The organism is Saccharothrix algeriensis (assembly GCF_016907655.1).
Classification (GTDB): Bacteria; Actinomycetota; Actinomycetes; order Mycobacteriales; family Pseudonocardiaceae; genus Actinosynnema; species Actinosynnema algeriense.
Genome location: NZ_JAFBCL010000001.1, coordinates 6226358 through 6247723, shown reverse-complemented (window position 1 = coordinate 6247723; position 21366 = coordinate 6226358). Strand labels below are relative to the sequence as shown.

Below are 21366 nucleotides of genomic sequence, written 5' to 3'. Positions count from 1 at the left end.
CGGTGGAGCGCGGTCGCGGGTCGCGGGAGCCGGGCCGCTCACGCCTTGCGCATCAGCTTGATGACCGCCTGGGTGCGGTCCCCGACGCCGAGCTTGTAGAAGATCGAGTGCAGGTGGTTCTTCACGGTGCGCTCGGAGATTTCCATTTTCCGCGCTATCCGGCGATTGGACAGCCCTTCCACCAGCAGTTCGGCGACGCGCCGCTCCCGGCCGGTGAGGTTCCACCCGGCCAGGCCGTCCGGCGCGGCCGACGCCGCCACCGGGGTGCGGCTGCCGATCCGCTCGGCGTGCGCGAGCAGCGCCTGCGCGATGCCCTGGTGGGTGCGGGCCAAGCGGATGAGGTCCAGCACGGTGGGCTCTCCTTCGACACCGGGAATGCGTTCCTGTGGACACATGCGGACACCTCCGCGACACCCGCGACAAAAGCCGCGCTATTTGTCGGCGCAACAGAACCTACCGAATGAGTACACCGAACCAATAGCGGCCATTCAGGCTGTTCCGGGGGGCGAAACAGATCCGGCCGGAGATACCGCCGAACGCGGCCCGGTCACCCTGGGTAGAGCGATTTCGGCTCCATCCGGGGCGACCCGGGGGGAATTACCACCCGAGAGGGCGAAGAGAAGCGCGGTCGCGCCCCGGCGGCGTCCCGTTCGGCTCCGGCGCCCCGTCCGGCGCTCAACCCGCGACGATGCGGACGGCGGGCGTGGCCCGGTAGGTGCACCTGCCGTCGACCCAGAGCCGCGCCCGCGCGACGACCAGGACGCCGCGCTCGTCGCGGGCGACCTCCAGCACGTCGGCCTCCACGGTCACCAGCTCGTCGGTGGGCAGCACCTGGCCGCGGTAGCTCCACCCCAGCGGGCGGCCCAGCGCCACCGGCTCGAACCGGGGCCGCGCCACCCCGGCGGTCAGCCCCCGCTCGACCGCGTACCACCGCAGGAGCTGGACCATCGCCTCCAGCCCGAGCGAACCGGGCTGCACCGGGTCCTGGAAGAAGTGCGCCCGGAAGTACCACTCGCCGGCGTCGACGCGCTTCTCGCCGCGCACCCGGCCCAGGCCCGCCGGCCCGCCGGCCGGCCAGTAGCCGGTGATCCGGTCCAGTCCCAGCAGCAGGTCGACGGCCAACCGCGGGCTGCCCGGCGCGCGCAGTTCCCGCCGCCACGCCGAGGGTTCGGCGAGCGCGGCCCGCTCGTCCGCCGTGACCGGCAGGCCGGCCTGGGTGGCGAAGGCGTCCGGCGGGAAGAAGCCGAAGACCGTGGACATGGTCAGCACCGGCGCGCCGGCCAGCCGGCAGGTGACCTCGAACCGCTCGATCGTCGTGCCGCCGCTGGTGGACAGCGAGGTCAGCTCGGCCCGGGTGCGCAGCACGCCCGCGCCCGGGCGCACCTGCGCCCACACCGTCGCGGTGCCGTCGAGGTTGCGGAACCGGCGCACCGGGTCGAACCCGCCGACGTGCGCGGCCAGCCAGCCGCACGGCTGCAGCACGGCCTCCAGCATCGCGGCGAACGGCAGCACCGCGGCGTCGTCGCCCTCGTCGAAGAACCACGCCCGCTCGGGGACGTCGTACTCCGCCTCCACGACGGCGCCGGGGCGCGGACCGCCCGCCGACCCGGTGACCGCGGCGATCCTGCTCATGAAGTGGTAGGGCGGGCCGGGGCAGCGCGGCGCGACGCGGTCCGCGTCGTCCAGCGCGGCGGCGACCGGCCCGAACGCCTCGCTCGGCCGACCCCACGCGCAGGCCAGCAGCGCGGGGTAGTCCAGCCGGAAGCCGTCGACCTCGGCCACCGGCCGGTCCTCCCGGTGGCCGCGCAGACCGCCCAGCGCGGCGGGCGGCCCGGCCGGCGCGGCGCCTCGCGGCACCGCCCGCCCCGACCGCCACTGGGCCAGCGGCCAGTCCGGCGCCAGCCGCAGGGCCAGGCCCCGCGCGTGCAGCGCGCCGACCCCGTCCACCGAGCACAGCACGTCGGCGACCAGCGTCGGGCGCTCGCCCAGGGACAGCTCCCGGACGAACACCTCGTAGGTGACGCGGCGGTTGCGCGGGGTCACCTGGGTGCGGCAGGTGATCCGGACCGGGCGGTCGGGCACCGGCTCGAAGCGCCACCCGTCCCGCTCCACCGTGCACCCGGTGGCCGCCAGGTAGAAGGTCGCGGCCTGCGCGCACCCCTGCAGCATCAGCGACCCCGGCATGCACGGGTCGCCCTCGAAGTGGCCGGCGAAGAACCACTCGTCGCCGGTCAGGGCGGTCTCGGCGCGCAGGTAGCCCCGGCCCCACGGCCCGCCGCCGAACTCCAGCCGGGGCACCTCGTCCAGCGCGAGCAGCTCGCCGCCCGCGATGCGCGGGGTGCGCAGGTGCGCCCGCGCGGGCCGCCAGTCGGGGCCGAAGCAGTCGGCGGGCCTGCCCTCGGCCAGCGCCCGGACCTCCTCCGGCCCGAACGCGGACCGCGCGGCGCGGCGCACCGGCGGGTCGAGCGGCCCGGTCGGCGGGCGCTCGCCGGCGGGCCGCCACGCCACCCCGTCGCCGCCGGCCAGGTCGGCCTCGGTGAAGAACCCGGCGCGCGCGGCGCGCACGGTCAGCCGCGGCTGCCCGGCCACCCGGCAGTCCGCGCGGAAGGCGGCCACCAGCAGCCCGTCGTGCTCGGCGAAGGACTCGACCGAGATCTCGAACTCGACCGTCTCGCCGACCGCGGGCGGGCTGCCGTGGTAGGTCAGCTCGCAGCCCAGCGCGCGGTAGACCCGCTCCCCGCCGACGCGCAGGTCCACCCCGAGCAGGCTCAGCAGGAAGATGTTGCCCTGCCCCAGTTCCGGCAGCAGCGCGGGCGCCACCCGGCCGGTCGGGTCGACGTACCAGTCGTCGGCGCGCAGGTCGGTCTCGGTCCGGATCGTGCCGCCGGCCAGCGAGGCGGGCTCGGCGTCGAGCGCCACCACGCGGTCGACCAGCAGCACCGGCGGCCTGGGCAGGCGGGTCTGCCGGCGGAAACCGCGCTGGGCGGCGAACCGCGGGCCGAACAGCTCGGCGACCCGGCCGGCGGCGTGCTGCTCCAGCTGCGCGCGGTCGAAGACGGGCTCGCGCGGTGGCCGCTGCGGTTCGGCGGTGCTCGGCGGTCCGGCGGCGGTTGGAGGTCCGGCGGCGGTTGGAGGTCCGGCGGGGGCCGGGGGTTCGGCGGAGGTCGGGGGTCCGGCGGGAGCCGGGGGTTCGGCGGAGGTCGGCGGTCCGGCGGAAGTCGGGGGTCCGGCGGAAGTCGGGGGTCCGGCGGAAGTCGGGGGTCCGGCGGAGACCGGGGGTGGGACGGGGGTCGGGGGGCTTGCCGCGGGCGGGGGCTCGGCGGCGAGCGGGAAGTCCTCGGCGGACGGTGGCTCCGCGACGGCCGGCCGGGCGGCGGCGCTCCGGGAGTCGGCGCCGGCCGGTGGGGCGACGGCTCCCCCGCCGGTGCGCAGCACCGCGTCGAACCGTGCGCGCAGGTCCAGGAACCGCCGGTGCACAGCGCCCTCGCGCTCGACGAACTCCTGGTGCAGGCGCGCCACTTGCGCGTGGTGCGCCACTCGCGGGTGGTGCGCGGCTGGGGTGTGGTGCGCCGCCGGGATGTGGTGCGCCGCCGGGGTGTGGTGGGCCACCGGCATGTTGTGCGGGACCGGCGGGTGGTGCGCGATCGGGGTGTGGTGCGCCACCGGCATGTTGTGCGAGACCGGCGTGTGGTGGGCCACCGACATGTGGTGCGCGGCCGGCGTGTTGTGCGCCGCTTGCGGATGGTCCGCGACCTGGGTGTGGTGCGCGATCGCGGGTGTCGGGTCGCCCGCCGGCCCCGGCTCGCCCGCGGGCGGTCGGGCGGGGGTCGGCGTGAGGTGGTCGAGCAGCGCCGCCACGTCCACCCGCACCCCGGCCGCCAGCAGTTCCGCCACCGCGCCGACCAAGTGCCGGACACCGCCGCGGCCGGGCACGTCGAGCGCGACGGCCAGGTGCTCGCGGTCCGCGAGCACTTGGTCGACCCACCGGGAGCACACACCCCTCGGCCCGTGCTCCACGAACACCCGCACCCCGTCGTGCCACGCGCGCTCCACGGTGGCGGCGAAGTCCGCGGTGCCGATCAGCTGGGTGGTGAGCGCGTCCGCGACGTTCTCCGACGTCGGCTCGTACCAGCCGGTGGTCGCGCAGGAGTAGAACCGGGTGCCGCCGACCTCGACGGTGGGCTGGTCGTAGAGCGCGTGGAACCGCTCGCGGACCCCCGCCAGCTCCGGCACGTGCGCGACGACCGGGTAGTCGATCTCCCACGCGCGCTCCGCGCCCAGCCGCTCGACCACCCGCGCGCACGCGCTCGCGTCACCGCCGACCACGCACGACTCCGGGGCGTTGACCAGCATCAGGTGCGCGGCGCGCTCCCCGGCCAACGCCTGCCGCACCCGCTCGGGCGAGGCGTGCACGAGGTGGCACGCCCAGTCCCGGCCGGGCACGCCGGCCCGCCGCCACGCCTCCCGCAGCGCCTCGAACCGGCCGACGACCCCCTCGGTGTAGAGCCACGACTCGCGCACCTGCCGGATGACCTCGCCCGGCCGCCGCCACACGCCCATGACGGCCATCGCGACCATCTCGCCGGAGGAGTAGCCGAGGACCGCGTCCGGCCGGATGCCCAGCACCCCCGCGGTCACCGCCCGGTGCAGGCCCGCCAGCGTCCCGGCGCCCCAGATCTGCCGCAGCGCCGGGGGCAGCGGGTCGCCGTCGGCCCCGGCGCCCGGGCCCAGCACGTCGCGGACGAGGCCGAAGGCGCGGTCGACACCGCTCACCAGGCCGGGGAACGCCGTGAGCAGTTCCGCGCCCATGCCCTGGTAGGCCGCCGCCCCGTTGCCGAAGACGAAGGCGACCTCGCCCGCCAGCGGGCCGTCCCGGTACACCGCGGTCCTCGGTCGGGGAGCGGTCCCCGCCAGCCACCGCCCCGCGTCCCGCTCCACCTCGCGCAGCGGCCGGCCGTCGGTGGACCAGACGACCAGCCGGGCCGGCCCGCGGTCCGACGACCGGCCGGCCGCCAGCGCCGCCGCCACCCCGGCCCGGTCCGCGCCCGAGTAGACCCGCAGCGCCACGGGGGCGCCGGCGACCCACGGCACCGCGTCGGCGGTGCGCAGCCGGACCGGGCCGGCGGCGGTGGCCACCTCGGCGGTCCAGTCACCCGGCCACGCCCGCGCGGGCGCGTCCGGCCGCGGCACCGCCCGGTGGCGCACCGCCAGCACGGCGCAGGCCACCGCGAACAGGTCCGCGGCGACGACGCCCGCGCAGGCCGCCGGGTCGAACCGGTGCGGGTCCCGACCGCCACCGGCCCCCACGACCAGGTCCACCGGGCCGTCCACCCCGCCGAGCAGCGCCGCCACGACGTCGCCGTCCCGGCGGGCGTCGGCGGGGCGCTTGAGCACCACCACCACGGCGGTCCCCGGCGCGTCGGGGCCGGCGGGCAGGACTTCGGCGACGACCGCGGCGTCCGCCGCTCCCCCGGCCACCGCACGGGCCGCAGCGTCCAGCGCGGAGGGAGGCGGGGGCGCGACGGCACCGTTGTGCCCGTTCGGCGCGGACGAGCCCGACGCGACAGCACCCGGCGCGTCCGGGTCGGCCGCGCCGGCGCCGTCGCGGCCGTTCAGCGCGGACGAACCCGCTGCGGCGGCGCCGTTGCGCCCGTTCGGCGCGGACAGGCCCGGCACGGCCGGGAGGACGGCGGCCGGGTGGCCCAGGCGCGCCAGCGGTGCGGCGACCCGGTCCACCGCGCCGGCCACGACCGTGCCGCGGACCGGCAGCCGGGTGGTCCGCACGACCTCTTCCAGCGCGACCTCCACCGGCGCGGCTGCCCCCGGCCCGGCCTCCGCCGGCGCGACTTCCCCTGACCCAGCCCCTCCCGACCCGACCTCCGCCGACCCGACCTCCTCCGACCCGGTCTCCGCCGACCCGGTCTCCGCCGGCGCGGCGGGCTCCCCGCGCCCCCGCCACGCCACCCCGTCGAACAGGGCGCGCCACAGGTCCCGCGTCGTCCCGCCGCCGGCGGCGACCGCCACCGCCACGACCGCTACCGGCTCGTGCCGCGCCACGCGTCCCCCTCCCCCGCCGACGCGGCCACCAGCCGGTCGGTCGGCACGTCGGGCCGGCGCACCAGCACGACGTCGGACAGCTCCGCCACCGCGGCGCCGCCCTCCTCGACCCGGATGTCGCACCGCACGGCGTCGCGCTCGACCCGGCCGACCCTCACGACCGCGTCCGCCGGCGCGGAGAGCGGACCCGCGCGGCCGACCGCGAACCGCCCGACCGACATCGGCAGCCACGCGCCGCCCAGCCGCTGACCGGCCCACAGGCCCGCCAGCTGCAGCGCCCCGTCCACCGCCGCCGGGTCGGTGTGCCAGGCGCCCGCCGGCCACCCCACCGCGCGCAGGCCGGCCACGGCGCAGGCGGCGGCGTCGGCGGAGACGACCGGCCGGCCCCGCAGCACCTGGAACGCCGGGCCGTGGAACAGCACCACGCCGTCGTAGACCTCCACCGATCCCAGCGGCTCGCCGTCGGGGCGGGGCCAGGGCCGGGGGTCCGGGCCCTCGCCGGCCGCCGCGATCGCGCGGTAGTGCGCCACCCCCGCGTCGCCCAGCAGCTCCAGCTCCAGCACCGGCCGCCCGTCCACCACCCGCCGCACGCCGCGCACGGTCAGCCGGTGCCCGGTCGTGGCGAGGTCGGGCAGCACGGCCTTGCGCAGGACCCGGACGTCGCCGAGCACCACGGCGCCGTCGGGCAGCCACGCCGCCGCCACCGCCCGGAACCACTCCAGCGCGACCGCCACCGGCAGCACGGGCGTGCCCGCGACGGCGTGGTCGGCCAGGTGGCCGTGCGACCCCGCGTCGACCAGCACCTCGGCGGCGGTCTTCGGTTCGCCGCCGTGCAGCACCCCGTCGCCCGCGCCGACCACGACGACCTGCACGTCCGGCGAGTCGGCCGACAGCTCGGCGACGAAGGCCCGCGCGCCCGCGGCCGGGTCGATCAGGGGCACGCCCCGGCGGTCGAACTCGCGGGCCAGCCCCGGCGCGACCATGCCGCCGCGCCACGGGCCCCAGGCGATCGACCGCACCCGGCAGGCCGGGTGGTCGGCCCGCACCGCGGAGGCGACGTGGGCGAGCACCTCGTTGGCCATCGCGTAGTCGCACTGCCCGGTGTTGCCGTGCACGGCGGCCACCGACGAGAACACGCAGACCAGTTCCAGCGGGTCGGCCGCGGTCGCCGCGAGCAGGCTGCGCAGGCCCTCGACCTTGGTGCCGAACACCCGGTCGAACTGCTCGTCGGTCTTGTCCTCCAGGCGCCGGTCGGCGAGCACCCCGGCGGCGTGGACGACCCCGGTGACGGGCCCCCAGTCCGCGCGCACGGCGGCGAGCGCGGCGTCCAGGGCGGCCGCGTCGCGGACGTCCACGCGCACGTAGCGGACCTCGCTGCCGTGACCGCGCAGCTCCGCCAGCGTCCGGCGCAGCTCGCGGCCCGCCAGCACCTCCGCCGCCAGCACGCCCGCCTCGGCCGGGGTGGGCGGGCGCCCGGTCCGGTCGCGTTCGCGCTCGACCAGCGCCCTGGTCAGCGACTGCTCGTCCGCGCAGTCGCGCAACCCCTCCGGCTCCTCGGTCGACGGGGTGCGGCCGAGCAGCACCAGGCGCGGGCGGCGCCGCTCGGCGAGCGCACCCAGCACCCGCGCGGTGATGCCCCGCGCGCCACCGCTGACCACGAGCACCGAGTCGGGGCCGATCAGGTCGTCGGCGCCGGTCGGGGCGTCCGGTCCGGTGGTCAGCGGCGCGGGCGCCAGGACGGGCGCGGTGCGCGTCCCGTCGGCGCGCAGGCCGACCTCCGGCGCCGCTCCGCCGGTCAGCAACTCGGTCGCGAGGGCCCCGGCGAGGGCGTCGGCGTCCCGGCCGCCGCGTTCGCAGTCGACGGCCTTCACCGACGCGTCCGGCCACTCGACGGCCGCGGTGCGCGCCAGTGCGGCGATCCCGCCCAGCCAGGCCCGCTCCGGGTGCGCGCCGCGCTGCCCGAAGTCGCCCCCGGTGTCCTGCACGGTGACCAGCAGCCCGCCCTCGCGGGCGAAGCGCGGGGCCAGGCCGCGGACGACCCGGAACGCCTCGCGCTGGACGGCGAACGCCTCGTCGGACGAGCCGACCTCCCGCAGGCCGCCCAGGAACACCACCGCGCGGGCGTCGGGCGGCACGTCGGGCACCGCCCGGGCGGGCACCCCCCGCTCGGTGAGCCGGGCGGCGAGCGCCTCGGCCACGCCGGGGTCGCCGGGTGTGACGAGCACGGGGCCGTCGGACAGGCCGGCCACCCGCAGACCGGACCCGGGGGCGGGCGCGACGCGGCGCGCCCACCTCGTCAGCGCCTGGCGCGGCGGCGGTTCGGGGTCCTGCGGTCCGGGCGCGCGCGGCCCCGGCTCCGGGGCGGCCACCGGCTCGACGCCGCGGAAGACGTCGGCGATCTCCCGCAGCGTCCGCAGCTTGCCCAGCCGGGCGGCGTCGACGTCGGGCAACCGCGTCACCCGCTCCCGCAGCGCCGACAGCACCTCGACCCGCTTGATCGAGTCGATGCCGAGGTCCGCCTCCAGGTCCATCTCCCCCGACAGCATCTCCTCCGGGAACCCGGTCCGGTCCGCCACCACGGACAGCAGCACGTCCTCCAGGTCCGCCGCCTCCGCCCCGGCCGGGGCCGGAGCCGGGTCGGGCGGGGTCTGGTCGGATGGGTTCGGGTCGGGCGGGGTCTGGTCGGGTGCAGCCGCGGGTTCGGCCGGTGCGACCGGTGGTGCGGCCGGCGGGGCGGAGTGCTCGGGAGGGGCCGGGTAGCCGACGGGAGGGGCGAACTGCGCGGCCGGCAGCGAGGTGGGCGGCGGAGCCGCCGCGACCGGCGGCGGGGCGTGCGGCGGGGCGTGCGGCGGGGCGTGCGGCGGGGCGTGCGGCGGGGCGACCGGCGGTGGGGCGAGCGCCGCGGCGGGCGGTGGGGCCGCCGGCGCGGCGGGAGGGGCGAGCCGGGCCTCGGCAGCCGGTGGCGGGGCGTGGTGCCCGTTGCCGTCGAGGGCGGAGGCCATGCACGTGAGCGCCACCTCCGACAGCCGCAGGAAAGCGGTGTGGCTGTCGGCCATCGCGCGCTGGTAGGCCGCGTGGGCGAGCGCCGTTTCGCGCTGCGACTCGTGCAGCGCCCGCCACCACCCACCGTCCCCATTGGACTGGGCAGGCGCCGGGGGGCTCGACGGCGCCGGAACCGGCGGTGTGGCCGGCGGTGCGGGAAACGGCAGGGAGGGAACGGGGTGCGAAGGAATCCGAGGGGAGGGCAAGGGTGGCATCCCGGAGGGCTCAGGAGGTGCGGGCATCGTGGCGACGGGTTGGTGCGGCGCGAAAGGAGCAGGCGAGCGCGGCGCGGGCAGCGCAGGAGCGGCGACGGGCTCGGATGGCGCGGGCAGCGCAGGAGCGGCGACGGGCTCAGGTGGCGCAGGCATCGCCGCGACGGGCTCGGGCGGCGCGGGCAGGGCGGGGGCGGGCGGCATCGCCGGCGTGGCGGGCTCCTCCCGCGCCGCACCGTCCGGCACGGGCGCGGGCAGCGCGGCCGACCCGCCCTCCGGCGGGTAGGGCCTGCCGTAGTTGGCGCCCAGGATCGGCACGGTGGCCCGGTTGCCGGCGGCGGCGCGGTCGCCGGCGCCCACCCGGTCGTAGGACTCCCACAGCCCGGCGAAGTCCAGCGGGACGCCCGCGACGGCCAGCCGGCCCAGCGCCTCGAACAGCCCGGCGACGCCGTCACCGCGCCGGGGTTCGGTGCTCACCGCGAGGTGCGGCCGGTCGCCGAGGACGGCGCCGACCAGACCGGTCAGCGCCGTGCCCGCGCCGACCTCCACGAAGGTCCGCGCCCCGCGCCGGTACAGCTCCTCGACCTGCTCGGCGAACCGGACGGGCGCGCCGAGCTGCGCCGCGAGGGCGTGCCGGATGCCGTCGGGCTCCGACGGGTAGGCGGCGGCGTCCCGGTTGCCCACGACCGGGATCCGGGGCGGGCGCACCGGCACGGTGCGCAGGTGCTCCAGCAGGGGTTCGCCGGCCGCGGCCACCAGCGGGGTGTGGAAGGCGTGCGAGACGGGCAGCCGGCGGGCGCGCACGCCGCGTTCGCCCAGCAGCCGCAGCAGCCCCTCGACCCGGTCCGCGCGGCCGGAGACGACGACCTGCTCCGGGCCGTTGTGGTTGGCCACCCACAGCCCGTCCGCGCCGAACTCGGCCAGCAGCCGCTCCACCCGGTCCAGCCCCGCCGCGACGGCCAGCATCGCGCCGGGTTCGGCGCGCACCGCGCCCATCAGCTCGCCGCGCCGGCGCGCCAGGCGCACCAGGTCGGGCGCGTCGAGCACGCCGGCGGCGTGCAGCGCCACCAGCTCGCCCAGGCTGTGCCCGGCGACCAGGTCGGGCCGCACGCCCACCGACCGCAGCACCTCCAGCAGCGCCAGGCTGTGCACGGCCAGCGCGGGCTGGGCCCACTCGGTGCCGGTCAGCAGCTCCTGCTGCTCGGCCCGCTCGGCGTCGGTGAAGACCGGCGCCGGGTGCGCGACCCGGGACAGCGCCCACCCGTCCGGGTCGACCGAGGCCGCCGCGTCCCAGGCGGCCAGCGCGCGCGGCAGGTGCACCGCGACGTCGCCGCCCATGCCCGGGTACTGGCCGCCCTGGCCGGGGAACAGCAGGCACAGCCCGCCCGGCTCGGCGGGGCCCACCGCGTGGTGGGCGCCGCCCGGTGTGGCGAACGGCCGCTCCGGGCGGGCCTCGACCAGCCGGCGGACCTCGGCCGCCTGGCGCGCCAGGTCCTCGTCGGACCGGACCACCAGGGCCAGCCGGTGCCGGTCGTCGGCGCGGAACCCCTGTTGGGCCGCACGGGCTTTCGCGGCCGGACCGCCGGCTCCGGCGACCAGCGCGTCCAGCCGGGCCAGCAGGTCGCCCGGCTCGGCGGCGCTCAGGGGCACCAGCTCCGCGGGCGCGGCGCGGAACCGGGGCGCGCGGCGCGCGGCGGAGTCCGGTCCGGGCACGTACTCCTCGACGGTCAGGTGGAAGTTGCTGCCGCCGAACCCGAAGCTGGACACCGCCGCCCGGCGCGGGTGGCCGGGGTCGCGCACCCAGGGGCGGGCGGCGGTGTTGAGGTAGAGGGAGGCGCCGCGCAGCGGCAGGTCGGGGTTGGGCCGCTCCACCTTCGCGGTGGGCGCGAGCACGCCCTGGTTGAGCGCGAGCAGCGCCTTGAGCAGGCCGACCGCGCCCGCCGCGGACTTCAGGTGCCCGAGCTGGGACTTGACCGAGCCCAGCGCGGTGCGCGGCGGGCCGCCGTCGGCCGACCCGAACACCGCGCGCAGCGCGGCGACCTCGGCCGCGTCACCGGCCCTGGTGCCGGTGCCGTGCGCCTCGACCAGCTCCACCGTCTCCGGCCCGTAGCCCGCGGCCTCGTAGGCGCGGCGCAGCGCCCTCTCCTGCCCCTGCGGCACGGGGGTGTAGACGGCGGAGCCCTTGCCGTCCGACGAGCTGCCCACGCCCTTGATCACCCCGTAGACGCGGTCGCCGTCGCGTTCGGCGTCCGCCAGCCGCTTGAGGGCGAAGAACACCAGGCCCTCGCCGAGGACGGTGCCGTCGGCCCGGTCGGAGAACGGGCGGCAGTCCCCCGACCGCGACATCGCGGGCGTCTTGGAGAAGCACATGTACATCAGGATGTCGTTGGCGGTGTCCGCGCCACCGGTGACCACGACGTCGGCCTGGCCCAGCGCCAGCTGGTCGACCGCCGTCGAGATCGCGGCCAGCGAGCTGGCGCAGGCCGCGTCGGTGATGAAGTTGGCCCCGTGGAAGTCGAACCGGTTGGCGACGCGGCCCGCGACGACGTTGCCCAGCAGTCCCGGGAAGCTCTCCTCCTGCCACTCGGGGTAGTGGTCGGCGATCCGGTCGCAGATCCGCTGCGCCTGCGGTTCGGCGATGCCGCTCTCGCGCAGGGCCTTGAGCCACACGGGGCGCTGCAGCCGCGCGGCCATGGTGTAGAGCAGTTCCACCGCCGCGGTGCCCAGCACGACGCCGACGCGCTCGCGGTCGGGCGGCGGGCGGCCGTCGAAGGCGTCGGCGAGCAGCCGTTCCACGACCACCAGCGACAGCAGCTGGGTGGAGTCGGTCGCCGGCAGCGCCTTGGGCGGTATCCCGAACGCCAGGGTGTCGAACTCCGTCGGGCGCAGGAAGGCGCCCCGGCGGCCGTAGGTCTTGTCCACCGCGGCCGGGTCGGGGTCGTAGTAGTCCTCCAGCAGCCAGTGCGTCGCCGGCACGTCGCCGATCAGGTCCCGACCGGTCAGCACGGCCCGCCAGAAGTCCTCGACGTCCTCGCACCCCGGCAGCAGCGCGCCGACGCCGACGACCGCGACGGGGACCTGGCGCGGGTAGGAAGGCTCGCTCATCGTCTCCACCTCGAAGGCTCGCGTGCTCGTTGTCAGGCCAGTCGGCGCGGCGGGGACGAGAACGCCCGCGCGGGCACGGGGAGGCCGTGGCTGCGCAGCTGCTGCGCCCTGGTGGCGACCGCGGCGCCCTCCAGCAGGTTCAGCCCGATCTCCCCCACCGAGCGGTTGGCGACCGGGGCGAGGTGGCTGCCGGCGGCCCACCGGTTGAACGCGCCCATCGCCGGGCCGCACCACACCTGGTAGTCGGCGCGGCGGGCGCGCTCGCCGTCGATCGCCCAGTGGCTGGCCTTGCCCAGGTACCAGCGGAACAGCAGCGCCATCCGGTGCTTCGGCTCGGCCTGCGCGCGCAGCAGCTCGCCGGGGTCGGTCGCCTGCCAGTACCGGGTGGTCTGCTCCCAGACCTCCTCGACCGAGGCGTGCAGCACCTCGCGTTCGAGCTTGTGCCGCACCCGGTCCGGGATCTCCTCCAGCGACGGGTGGCCCACGTAGAGCTCGTAGAGCTTGGCGGCCCTGGTCGCGTACATGGTGCCGCGGCGCAGGACCTGCACCTTGCCGCCGTACTCGAACAGGTCGGCGGCCGGGGCCATCACCACGTCGGCGAGGTCCGCGGCGGCGAGCATGTCCTTGGCGTCGGCGGAGAGCCCGGACTCCACCGCGGCCTGGTTGACCGACCCGGTCAGCACGTAGGCCGCGCCGAGCGCGAAGGCCGCCGCGACGCCGACCGGCGTGCCCAGGCCGCCCGCGGCGCCGATCCGGACCGGCTCCCGGTAGCCGTAGCGGCGCACCACCTCGTCGCGCAGCGCCGTGATGGCGGGCAGCAGCGCGACCAGGGGCCGGTTGTCGGTGTGGCCGCCGCTGTCGCCCTCGACGGTGATGTCCTCGGCCAGCGGCACGCGGGCCGCCAGCTCGGCCTCCTCGCGCGTCAGCTGCCCGGCGTCCACCAGCGCCCGCAGCAGCGCGGCGGGGGCGGGTGACAGGAACCGCTCGGCGACGACCGGGTGGGAGACCTTGGGGAACAGCCGCACGCGGCGGTGCACGCCGTGCGGCCCGCGCCGCAGGCCGGTCGCCGCGCACCGCACCACGGCGGCGGTCGGCTCGGTGAACGCCGACACCGACACGCGGCGGACCCCCCGGCGCAGCAACAGGTCCGCGACCCGGTCCTCGACCGCCGGCTCGTTGGGCGAGCGGATGAGGTTCACGCCCCACGGCGCGTGCTCGCCCGGTGTCGCGGTCAGCTCGTCCAGCGCCCGGTCGACGGCGGCGACGGGCAGGCCCGCTGCGCCGAAGAAGCCCAGCAGGCCCGCGCGGGCCGCCGCGGCGACCATGCCGGTGGTGGCGATGCCGTTGGCCATCTCCCCGACCACGTAGGGGAAGCGCACGCCGTGCACCTGGCAGAACGAGCGGTCGCCCAGCCACTCCGGGTACAGCGGGGGCAGCGTGCCCACGTGGCCGCCCGGCGGCAGCCCGGTGTCGCCGTCGAAGGCCACGCCGACCCGCCCGTCGGCGACCACGAGGTGCGCCCGCTCCCGGAACCGCCGGGTGGCCGCCACGATCCCCGCCTCGTCGAACGCCGGCCCGCCCAGCGCCCGCTCGTCGTGCCGCGGCCGGTCGGGCGCCGGCGCGTCGGACACCGCCGGCCCAGCCGAGCCCCTCCGGGAGTGCGCGCCGTCCTCGCGCCCGTGCGCCTGCGGCCGGACATCGGGGCTGGCTGCCATCAGCCGTCACCGTCCTCTCCGTGATCGGGTGTCACCCCGCAGCGGTGTCGCTGGTCCGAAGTCTGCGGGGGCCGGGCCGGGCGCATAAGTCGCCTGCAGGTGCCGGCCCGGAAGCGTGACGCCGGGGCGCGCCCCCTCGGGCGCACCCCGGCGACCAGCCCGAACACCGGCCGCGGGCGGCGCGGCGGCCGGATGGTCCGGGCTTTCCGGCCGGAGTCTCCCGCTTCATTGCCACCCGCCCCGGCAGCGCAGATCGTCAGGGGACCCCCTCCCCGGGACACGGAAAGGACCGGAAGATGACCACCGGACAACGCATCTCCCGGCGCGGCTTCCTGGCCGGCGTCGGCGCCACCGCAGCGACCATCGGGCTGGGCGAGGCCGCGGAGGCCGCCCAGCCCTCCGTCGGCTTCCCCGCGCCCGCGCCGACGCGCGACGAGCACTACCGGGCCGTCGTGGTGGGCAGCGGGTTCGGCGGCGGCGTCGCGGCCCTGCGGCTGGCCCGCGCCGGCGTGCGCACCCTCGTCGTGGAACGGGGCCGCTGGTGGACCAGCGTGCCCAACGACAACACCTTCCCGCGCTTCTACCACCCCGACCGGCGGGTGAGCTGGCTGGAGTCGACGCCGGTGGTGCCCTCGTCGCCGCCCGCCGTGTTCAAGCCCTACACCGGTCTGGTCGAGCGCGTGCGCGGGCTGGGGATGAGCGTCCTGTGCGGCGCGGGCGTCGGCGGCGGTTCCCTGCACTACGAGGGGATCTCGTTGCAGCCCTCGGAGGAGCTGTTCACCAGGGTGATGCCCTCATCGGTGGACTACGGCGAGATGGCCGCCGTCTACTACCCCAGGGTCGCCGCGATGCTGCACATGTCGCCGACTCCCGACGACATCCTCAACCACGTCCGCTACACCTCCTCCAGGAAGTTCCTGGCCGACGCCGAGCGGGCCGGCACCGACGGGGTGCGCGTGCTGCAGCCGATGAACTGGGACGTGATCCGCGCCGAGCTGCGCGGCGACCTGCCGCCCTGGTCCTCGCACGGCGAGTACCTGTACGGGGTCAACAACGGCGCCCGGTACTCGGTGGACAAGACCTACCTGGCCGAGGCGGTGGCCACCGGCCTGGTCACCATCGCCCCGCTGCACGTGGTCAAGGAGCTGGCGCCGGGCAGCACGACCCGGTACGTGCTGCGCTGCCACCGCATCGACACCGACGGCGTGGTGCAGGAGAACGTCGTGGTGCACACCGACACCGTGTTGCTCAACGCCGGGTCGGCCAACACCTCCAAGCTGCTGGTGCGCGCCAAGGGCTCCGGGACGATGCCGAGCCTGCCGCCCGACGTCGGCCGGTACTGGGGCACCAACGGCGACCGGGTCTTCCTGCGCACCGAACCGCTGGAGTTCACCCTGCCGCACCAAGGCGGCCCGACCGCCATCGCGGCGCTGGACTGGGACGCGCCCACCGGCCCCGCGACCCTGTTCCACCCGCCCGCGCCGTTCGACGTCGAGACGTTCTCGATGTACGTGGCGGGCATGGCGATCCCGAACGGGCACGGCGCGTTCCACTACGACCCGCTCACCGACTCCGCGCAGCTGGTGTGGCCGCCGACCTCCGACGTGGAGCCGGAGGTCGCCATCGACGCCCTGGTCACGCGGATGGCGCTGACCAGCGGCGGGGTGTTCGCCCCGGTCCAGCCGGTGGACCCCAACACCTTCCACCCGCTGGGCGGCGCGGTGATCGGCCCGGTCTGCGACCCCCACGGCCGGGTCCACGACAACCCCGGCCTCTACGTCACCGACGGCTCCCTCATCCCCGGCTCCACCGCCTGCTGCAACCCCTCCTGGACCATCACCGCCCTCGCCGAGCGCTGCCTGGACCGCATCGTCGCCCAGGACGTCGGCACGATCATCTGACCGCGGCCAGGCCGCCGACGACCGGCAGCGCCAGGCCGCACGTCGCCGGCCGGGCGTGGGCGGGGTCCAGCGCGTTGAGGACGTGCCGCAGGACCGCCGGGTCGAACGGGACGGCGAGGTGCTCGGAGGCTTGGGCCGGGCCGCACAGCCGTTGCAGGGTGATGTTGGTGACCCGCGGGCCGTCGAGGAAGGCCGAGGTGTAGGGGGTGACGACCTCGTCGTAGCGGGTGGCGATCACCGTGTAGCGCACGCCCGGCACGGTGTCGCCGCCCGCGTTGAGCGCGCGCAGGAACTCCGAGCCGACGACCTGGTCGGCCACCGACCGGCCGAGGCCGGCGGCGAGCAGCTCGGGCGCGCCGGGCAGCCGCGCCAGGCCGACCACCGAGGTGCCGTGGTTGGGCGGCGCGAGGCCGACCAGGTGGTGCACCCTGGCCGCGCCGCCGAGGAACTTCAGGTAGTGGCGCGGCATGAGGCCGCCCTGGCTGTGCCCGACGAGGTCGACCCGCGGCGCGCCGGTGCGCGCCGCCACCTCCTCGACGAACGCCGCCAGCTCGGCGGCCGACTCCGCGACGGGCGCGACGCCGCCGGGCAGGCGCGACCCCGGCAGCCCGACCACCCGGCCGGGCCGCTGGCCGTAGTTGAACGCGAAGACGCAGTACCCGCGCTCGGCCAGCAGCGGCGAGAGCGCGAACCAGTTGTAGGTCATGTTCGAGAACGTGGCGTGCACCAGCACCACCGGCCGGGGGTGCTCGGGCGGGGGCACGCAGGACCAGTTGTTCGCCCCGGGGGGCGGGGTGTCCGGGCGCAGCGCGGCGTTGGCCAGCGCCGCCGCCCCCGCCAGGGACCCCGGGTCACCCGGTGTCGCCGAGACCTCCGCCGGCAGCAGGAGCAGCAGGAGCACGGCGAGCACCGCCGGCAGTCGTCGCATGGCACGCAATCCCTTCGCTGGGCACCACGTCGCCGCGTGACAGTAGTCGCCCGGAAGTGGCTGCCGGCCCCGTGCGAGGAGACACGATCGGGTGGTTGTGGGCGACCGCCCGCGAGGCTGCCCGACCGCGCCTCAGGGACGCGGCGAACCGCCGCCCGACCCGGCCGACGTCGCCACGTCGCGCCGCGGCGCCCCGGCGGCGCCCTCCGGTGGCGCGGACCCGGCCGCCGACCGCCTCCCGAGGACGAACGCGATCCCGGCCAGGGTGAGCAGCGCGAGCAGCGGGTAGGCCCACCCGATCGCGGAGAGGTGGCCGGGCCGGCTGATCGTCCAGATCGTCTCCTGCCGGCGCAGCTGGAAGGCGATGAGGTCGTAGAACATCACCGGGCACCACAGCACCAGCAGCCAGCCCCGCAGCCACGGCGTGCCGCGGGTGTGGAGCAGCCAGATCAGCAGCGGCGCCACCCACACCCAGTGGTGGTCCCACGAGATCGGCGACACCAGCAGCCCGAAGAACTGCACGACCAGCACGCCGAGCAGCGCGTCACCGGACCGGACCGCCGTGCGCAGCGCGAAGCCGGTGAGCACCGCCGCCACCGCGACGGCGACGAGCCACGGCCAGGACGTGCCCACGTCGTGGCCGAAGGTGCGCGACAGCGCGGCGCGCAGCGACTGGTTGTGCGCGGTGGCGACCGGGCCCACCCGGCTCGCGTCGCCCAGCAGGCCGAACCAGTAGTGCTCGGCCTGCTCCGGGTCCACGGCGAAGCCGAGGCCGACGCTGAGCGCGAACGCCGCCACCGACCACAGGGCCGCGGCGATCCGGCCGGTGGCCAGGAAGTACAACCCGGAGACCGCCGGCACGAGCTTCACGCCCGCCGCGAAGCCGACCCCGGCGCCGGCCAGCCGCGGGTTCCCGGCCAGCATGGCCGCGAGCACGACCGCCGACAGCACCAGGTTGATCTGCCCGAACTCGAACGTGTGGTAGACCGGCTGCAGCCACAGCAGCGCCGCGGTCCACAGCAGCGCGCGCCGCCGCCACAGCGGGGCGTCCGCGGTCCAGCCCGCGCCGGCCACGTGGCGCAGGGCCACCCGCACCATCCAGTACAGGCACAGCCCGGACAGCAGCCGCCACGTCCACTGCGCCACGACCCACGGCAGCCCGCTCACCGGCAGGAACACCAGCGCGCCGAACGGCGGGTAGGTGAACGGCAGCGGGAAGTCCGGCGGCGAGTTCGGCGAGGTGACCTGGTACAGGTCGTCGGCCAGCACGTGCGGCGCCAGCGCCCAGTACACGTACAGGTCGATCGTCTCGTTGCCGAACCCGGTGACGATCGTCCAGGTGCGCACCAGCGCGGAGACCACCAGCAGCCACGGCGCCGCGGCGCACAGCCGCCGCTCCCAGGCCGCGAGCAGCGCGCGGCGCGACGTCGGTTCAGCCCGCACGGCGCCCGGCCTCCGAGGTCTCGACGAGCGGTGGCCCGACCTCCCGCCGCGGCGCGGCGCCGCCGGCGCGCAGCAGCCTGGGCAGCACCGCGAGGGTGATCAGCCCGAGCAGCGGGTAGCACCACCCGAGCGCGGCCAGCGGCCAGGGCCGGGGGATCTCCCAGATGCTGGGCTGCCGGTCGAGCAGGAACGTGATCAGGTCCGCGCCGGTGACCAGGACCCAGGCCGCGGCCAGGGACAGCGCGAGCGGGCCGCGGCGGGCCGCGCCGTAGGCGATCCACAGCACCAGGGGCACCACCCACACCCAGTGGTGGCTCCAGGAGATCGGCGAGAGCAGCAGGCCGAACAGCTGCACGGCCACCACGGCGGCCAGCGCGTCGCCCGCCCGCGTCGCGGCGCGCAGCGCGAACCCGACCAGCACCGCGGACACCGCCACCGCGAGCAGCCACGGCCAGGACGTGCCCACGTCGTGGCCGAAGCTGCGCGACAGCGCGCCCCGCAGCGACTGGTTGATCGCCGAGCCCACCGGGCCCACCCGGTCGGCCGCGCCCAGCAGCTCGAACCAGTAGCGCCACGAGTCGGCCGCCGAGGCGAGCAGGCCCAGGACCGCGGTGAGCGCGAACCCGGCCGCCGACCAGGCGGCGGCGGCGAACCTGCGGGTGGCCAGGAAGTACAGCGAGGAGATCGCGGGGGTCAGCTTCAGCCCCGCCGCGACGCCGACGCCGAGGCCGGCCACCGCCTGGCGGGTGGCCGTCATCGCCGCCAGCACGCCGGCGATGAGCACCAGGTTGACCTGTCCGAAGTCGAGGGTCTTGCGGACCGGCTCGCACCACAGGGCCAGCGCGGTCCACAGCGCCGCCCGGCGCGACCAGGTGGCGTCCCAGTCCTGCCCGGACTTCGCGGCCACCAGCCGCAGCGCGGTGCGGACCAGCCACCACAGGCACACCAGGGACAGCACCTGCCACAGCACGCGGGCGGCGAGCCACGGCAGCCACGACAGCGGGAGGAAGACCAGCGCCGCGAACGGCGGGTAGGTGAACGGCAGCGGGAAGTCGGCCGTGAACGGCATGTCGATCGAGTACAGCCGGTCGTCGAGCAGGTTCGGCGCCAGGGTCCAGTAGACCTTGAGGTCGATCATGCCCCAGCCGTCCGGGGGTCCCAGCGTCCACGCGTACCAGCCGAGCGACAGCAGCAGCACCAGCGGCGCGAACCGGAGCAGCGCGCGTTCAGCCACCGCCGTCCCCCTTGAGGCCCGGTTCGGGGCGCCGGGCCCGGCGCTGCCCGCCCACCTCCACCTCGTCGGCCACCGCGTCGGCCACCGCGCCCGGACCACCGGGACCGTCCACGACGGCCGGACCGCGGGCGCCGTCCACGGCGGACCGGGCCGCCTGCCCGCCGGGCGCCTCCTCGGCCCCGCGCTGGAGCAGGGCCATGCCCACCCACACGCCGATCAGCACGGTCACGGCCAGGTAGGACCACCACAGCACCGGGTTCACCGACCCGTAGTGCCACCGCGCGACGATCGTGCCGTCGGGCAGGGTCACCAGCACCATCCACACCGAGACGCCGGCCGCGACGGCGAGCCAGCGGTCCTTCCACGCGAACGCGGCGGCGACCGCCAGCGCCCAGGTGAAGTACCACGGGAGCACCGACGGGGCGAGCACGGTGGCGGCGAGCAGGGCGATCGCGGCGCGGCGGACCGCCTCCACGCCGCCCACCCGGGCCTGCCACCACTGGCGCAGGAGCACCGCGGCGAGGAGGTAGACCCCGGCGCCACGGAAGAAGTCCAGGAAGTCCTCGCGGGACACGCCGCCGAAGTAGTGCCCCACCGAGTGGAAGGCGAGTTCGGCCGCCGCGCAGGGCAGTGACATCCAGGTCAGCAGCGGGGTCTGGGACCGCAGCACGTCGACCCACCCCAGGTCCACCCCGGCCGCCAGGGTGGACAGGGCGAACACGCCGACGAAGGCGGCCCCGCCCACCGCGCACGCCTTGAGGAAGCGGTGCCGGGCGGGACCGGGCAGCCGCGCCACCCACACCCACACCAGGAACGGGACCACCAGCACCGCCGTGGCCTTCACCGCGGTCGCCAGGGCGACCACCGCGAACCCGCGCACGTGCCTGCCGTCGAGCACCATCAGCACGCCGACCGCCATCAGGCCGACCATCAGGATGTCGTTGTGCGCGCCGCCGATGCCCACGGCGAGCACCAGCGGGTTGGCCACGGTCAGCCACAGCGCCACCGGGACGCGCCCGCCGAGGCGCCGGGTGAGGCCGGGCATCGCCCAGGCGAGCAGCACCAGCCCGCCCAGCACGGCCAGTCGCATGAGGACCACGCCGATGATCACGTTGTCGCCGATCACGGCGACAACCGACTTGGCCAGCAGGAGGAACAGCGGCCCGTAGGGCGACGGCGTGTCCTGCCACAGCGACGCCACGTTCCCGCCCAGCGGCAGGGTCAGCGCGGACGCGCCGGTCGTGTAGGGGTCGAACCCGCGCAGGGCGACCGCGCCCTGGGCCAGGTAGCTGTAGGCGTCGCGGCTGTACAGCGGCGGCGCGATGAGCAGCGGCGCGGTCCAGGCGGCGGCGGCCAGCGCCACCCCGCGACCGCTGATGCCGTCCGCGCGCGCCAGCCGGCCGAGCCGGACCCACGACACGACCATGAGCGCCAGCCCGGCGAACAGCACCGCGGTCGCCAGGTCGCGCCCGTGGCCGTAGCGCACCACGTTCAGGACGGTGCCGCTCAGCAGCGGGTCGCGGTGCACGACCGCGCCGGCGCCGACCCCGCCGACGGTGATCAGCAGCGCGCCGAGCACACCCGGCCGCACCACCCGCAGCGGGACCTGCCGGAGCGCCGACCGCCACGCGCCCGGGCGGCTCACCAGGGCGGTCGCCGGTTCACCACCCGCGGTCACCCCACCGGTCACGGGCCGACCCGCCTCGTCGACCCGGTGATCGGTCCTCGC

At 77.0% G+C, this 21366-nt stretch carries 9 protein-coding genes; 1 reads left to right on the top strand and 8 read right to left on the bottom strand.

Annotated elements, in window-relative coordinates:
• Positions 1 to 38: 38 nt before the first annotated feature.
• The 4 genes from JOE68_RS32015 to JOE68_RS28185 form a co-directional block, all read right to left on the bottom strand.
• Positions 39 to 350, bottom strand: coding sequence for a helix-turn-helix domain-containing protein (locus tag JOE68_RS32015; protein WP_307819948.1), 312 nt, complete (start codon positions 348 to 350; stop codon positions 39 to 41).
• Positions 351 to 675: 325 nt separating this feature from the next.
• Positions 676 to 6057, bottom strand: a complete 5382-nt coding sequence (locus JOE68_RS32335; RefSeq protein WP_204845407.1) for a hypothetical protein — start codon at positions 6055 to 6057, stop codon at positions 676 to 678.
• On the bottom strand, positions 6036 to 12416 hold the full coding sequence (locus JOE68_RS28190; RefSeq protein WP_204845406.1) for a type I polyketide synthase: 6381 nt from the start codon (positions 12414 to 12416) through the stop codon (positions 6036 to 6038). Before JOE68_RS28190 ends, JOE68_RS32335 begins: the two co-directional genes overlap by 22 nt.
• Before the next feature lie 32 nt (positions 12417 to 12448).
• Positions 12449 to 14131, bottom strand: a complete 1683-nt coding sequence (locus JOE68_RS28185) for a PfaD family polyunsaturated fatty acid/polyketide biosynthesis protein (protein ID WP_204845405.1) — start codon at positions 14129 to 14131, stop codon at positions 12449 to 12451.
• A gap of 296 nt (positions 14132 to 14427) precedes the next feature.
• Here JOE68_RS28185 and JOE68_RS28180 point away from each other — a divergent pair, with 296 nt between their 5' ends.
• Positions 14428 to 16032 carry a GMC oxidoreductase gene (locus tag JOE68_RS28180; RefSeq protein ID WP_204845404.1) on the top strand — a complete coding sequence of 535 codons (1605 nt, stop codon included), beginning with the start codon at positions 14428 to 14430 and terminating at the stop codon, positions 16030 to 16032.
• On the opposite strand, the gene JOE68_RS28175 is transcribed toward JOE68_RS28180, so the two are convergent.
• The 4 genes from JOE68_RS28175 to mptB form a co-directional block, all read right to left on the bottom strand.
• A complete protein-coding gene (locus tag JOE68_RS28175; RefSeq protein ID WP_204845403.1) occupies positions 16025 to 16960 on the bottom strand; it encodes an esterase/lipase family protein in 936 nt (311 codons plus the stop codon). The genes JOE68_RS28180 and JOE68_RS28175 overlap by 8 nt on opposite strands.
• Positions 16961 to 17092: 132 nt before the next feature.
• Positions 17093 to 18403 carry a glycosyltransferase 87 family protein gene (locus tag JOE68_RS28170; protein WP_204845402.1) on the bottom strand — a complete coding sequence of 437 codons (1311 nt, stop codon included), beginning with the start codon at positions 18401 to 18403 and terminating at the stop codon, positions 17093 to 17095.
• Positions 18393 to 19637, bottom strand: coding sequence for a mannosyltransferase (locus JOE68_RS28165; protein ID WP_204845401.1), 1245 nt, complete (start codon positions 19635 to 19637; stop codon positions 18393 to 18395). Before JOE68_RS28165 ends, JOE68_RS28170 begins: the two co-directional genes overlap by 11 nt.
• A complete protein-coding gene (gene mptB / locus JOE68_RS28160; protein ID WP_204845400.1) occupies positions 19630 to 21327 on the bottom strand; it encodes a polyprenol phosphomannose-dependent alpha 1,6 mannosyltransferase MptB in 1698 nt (565 codons plus the stop codon). Before mptB ends, JOE68_RS28165 begins: the two co-directional genes overlap by 8 nt.
• Positions 21328 to 21366: the final 39 nt, after the last annotated feature.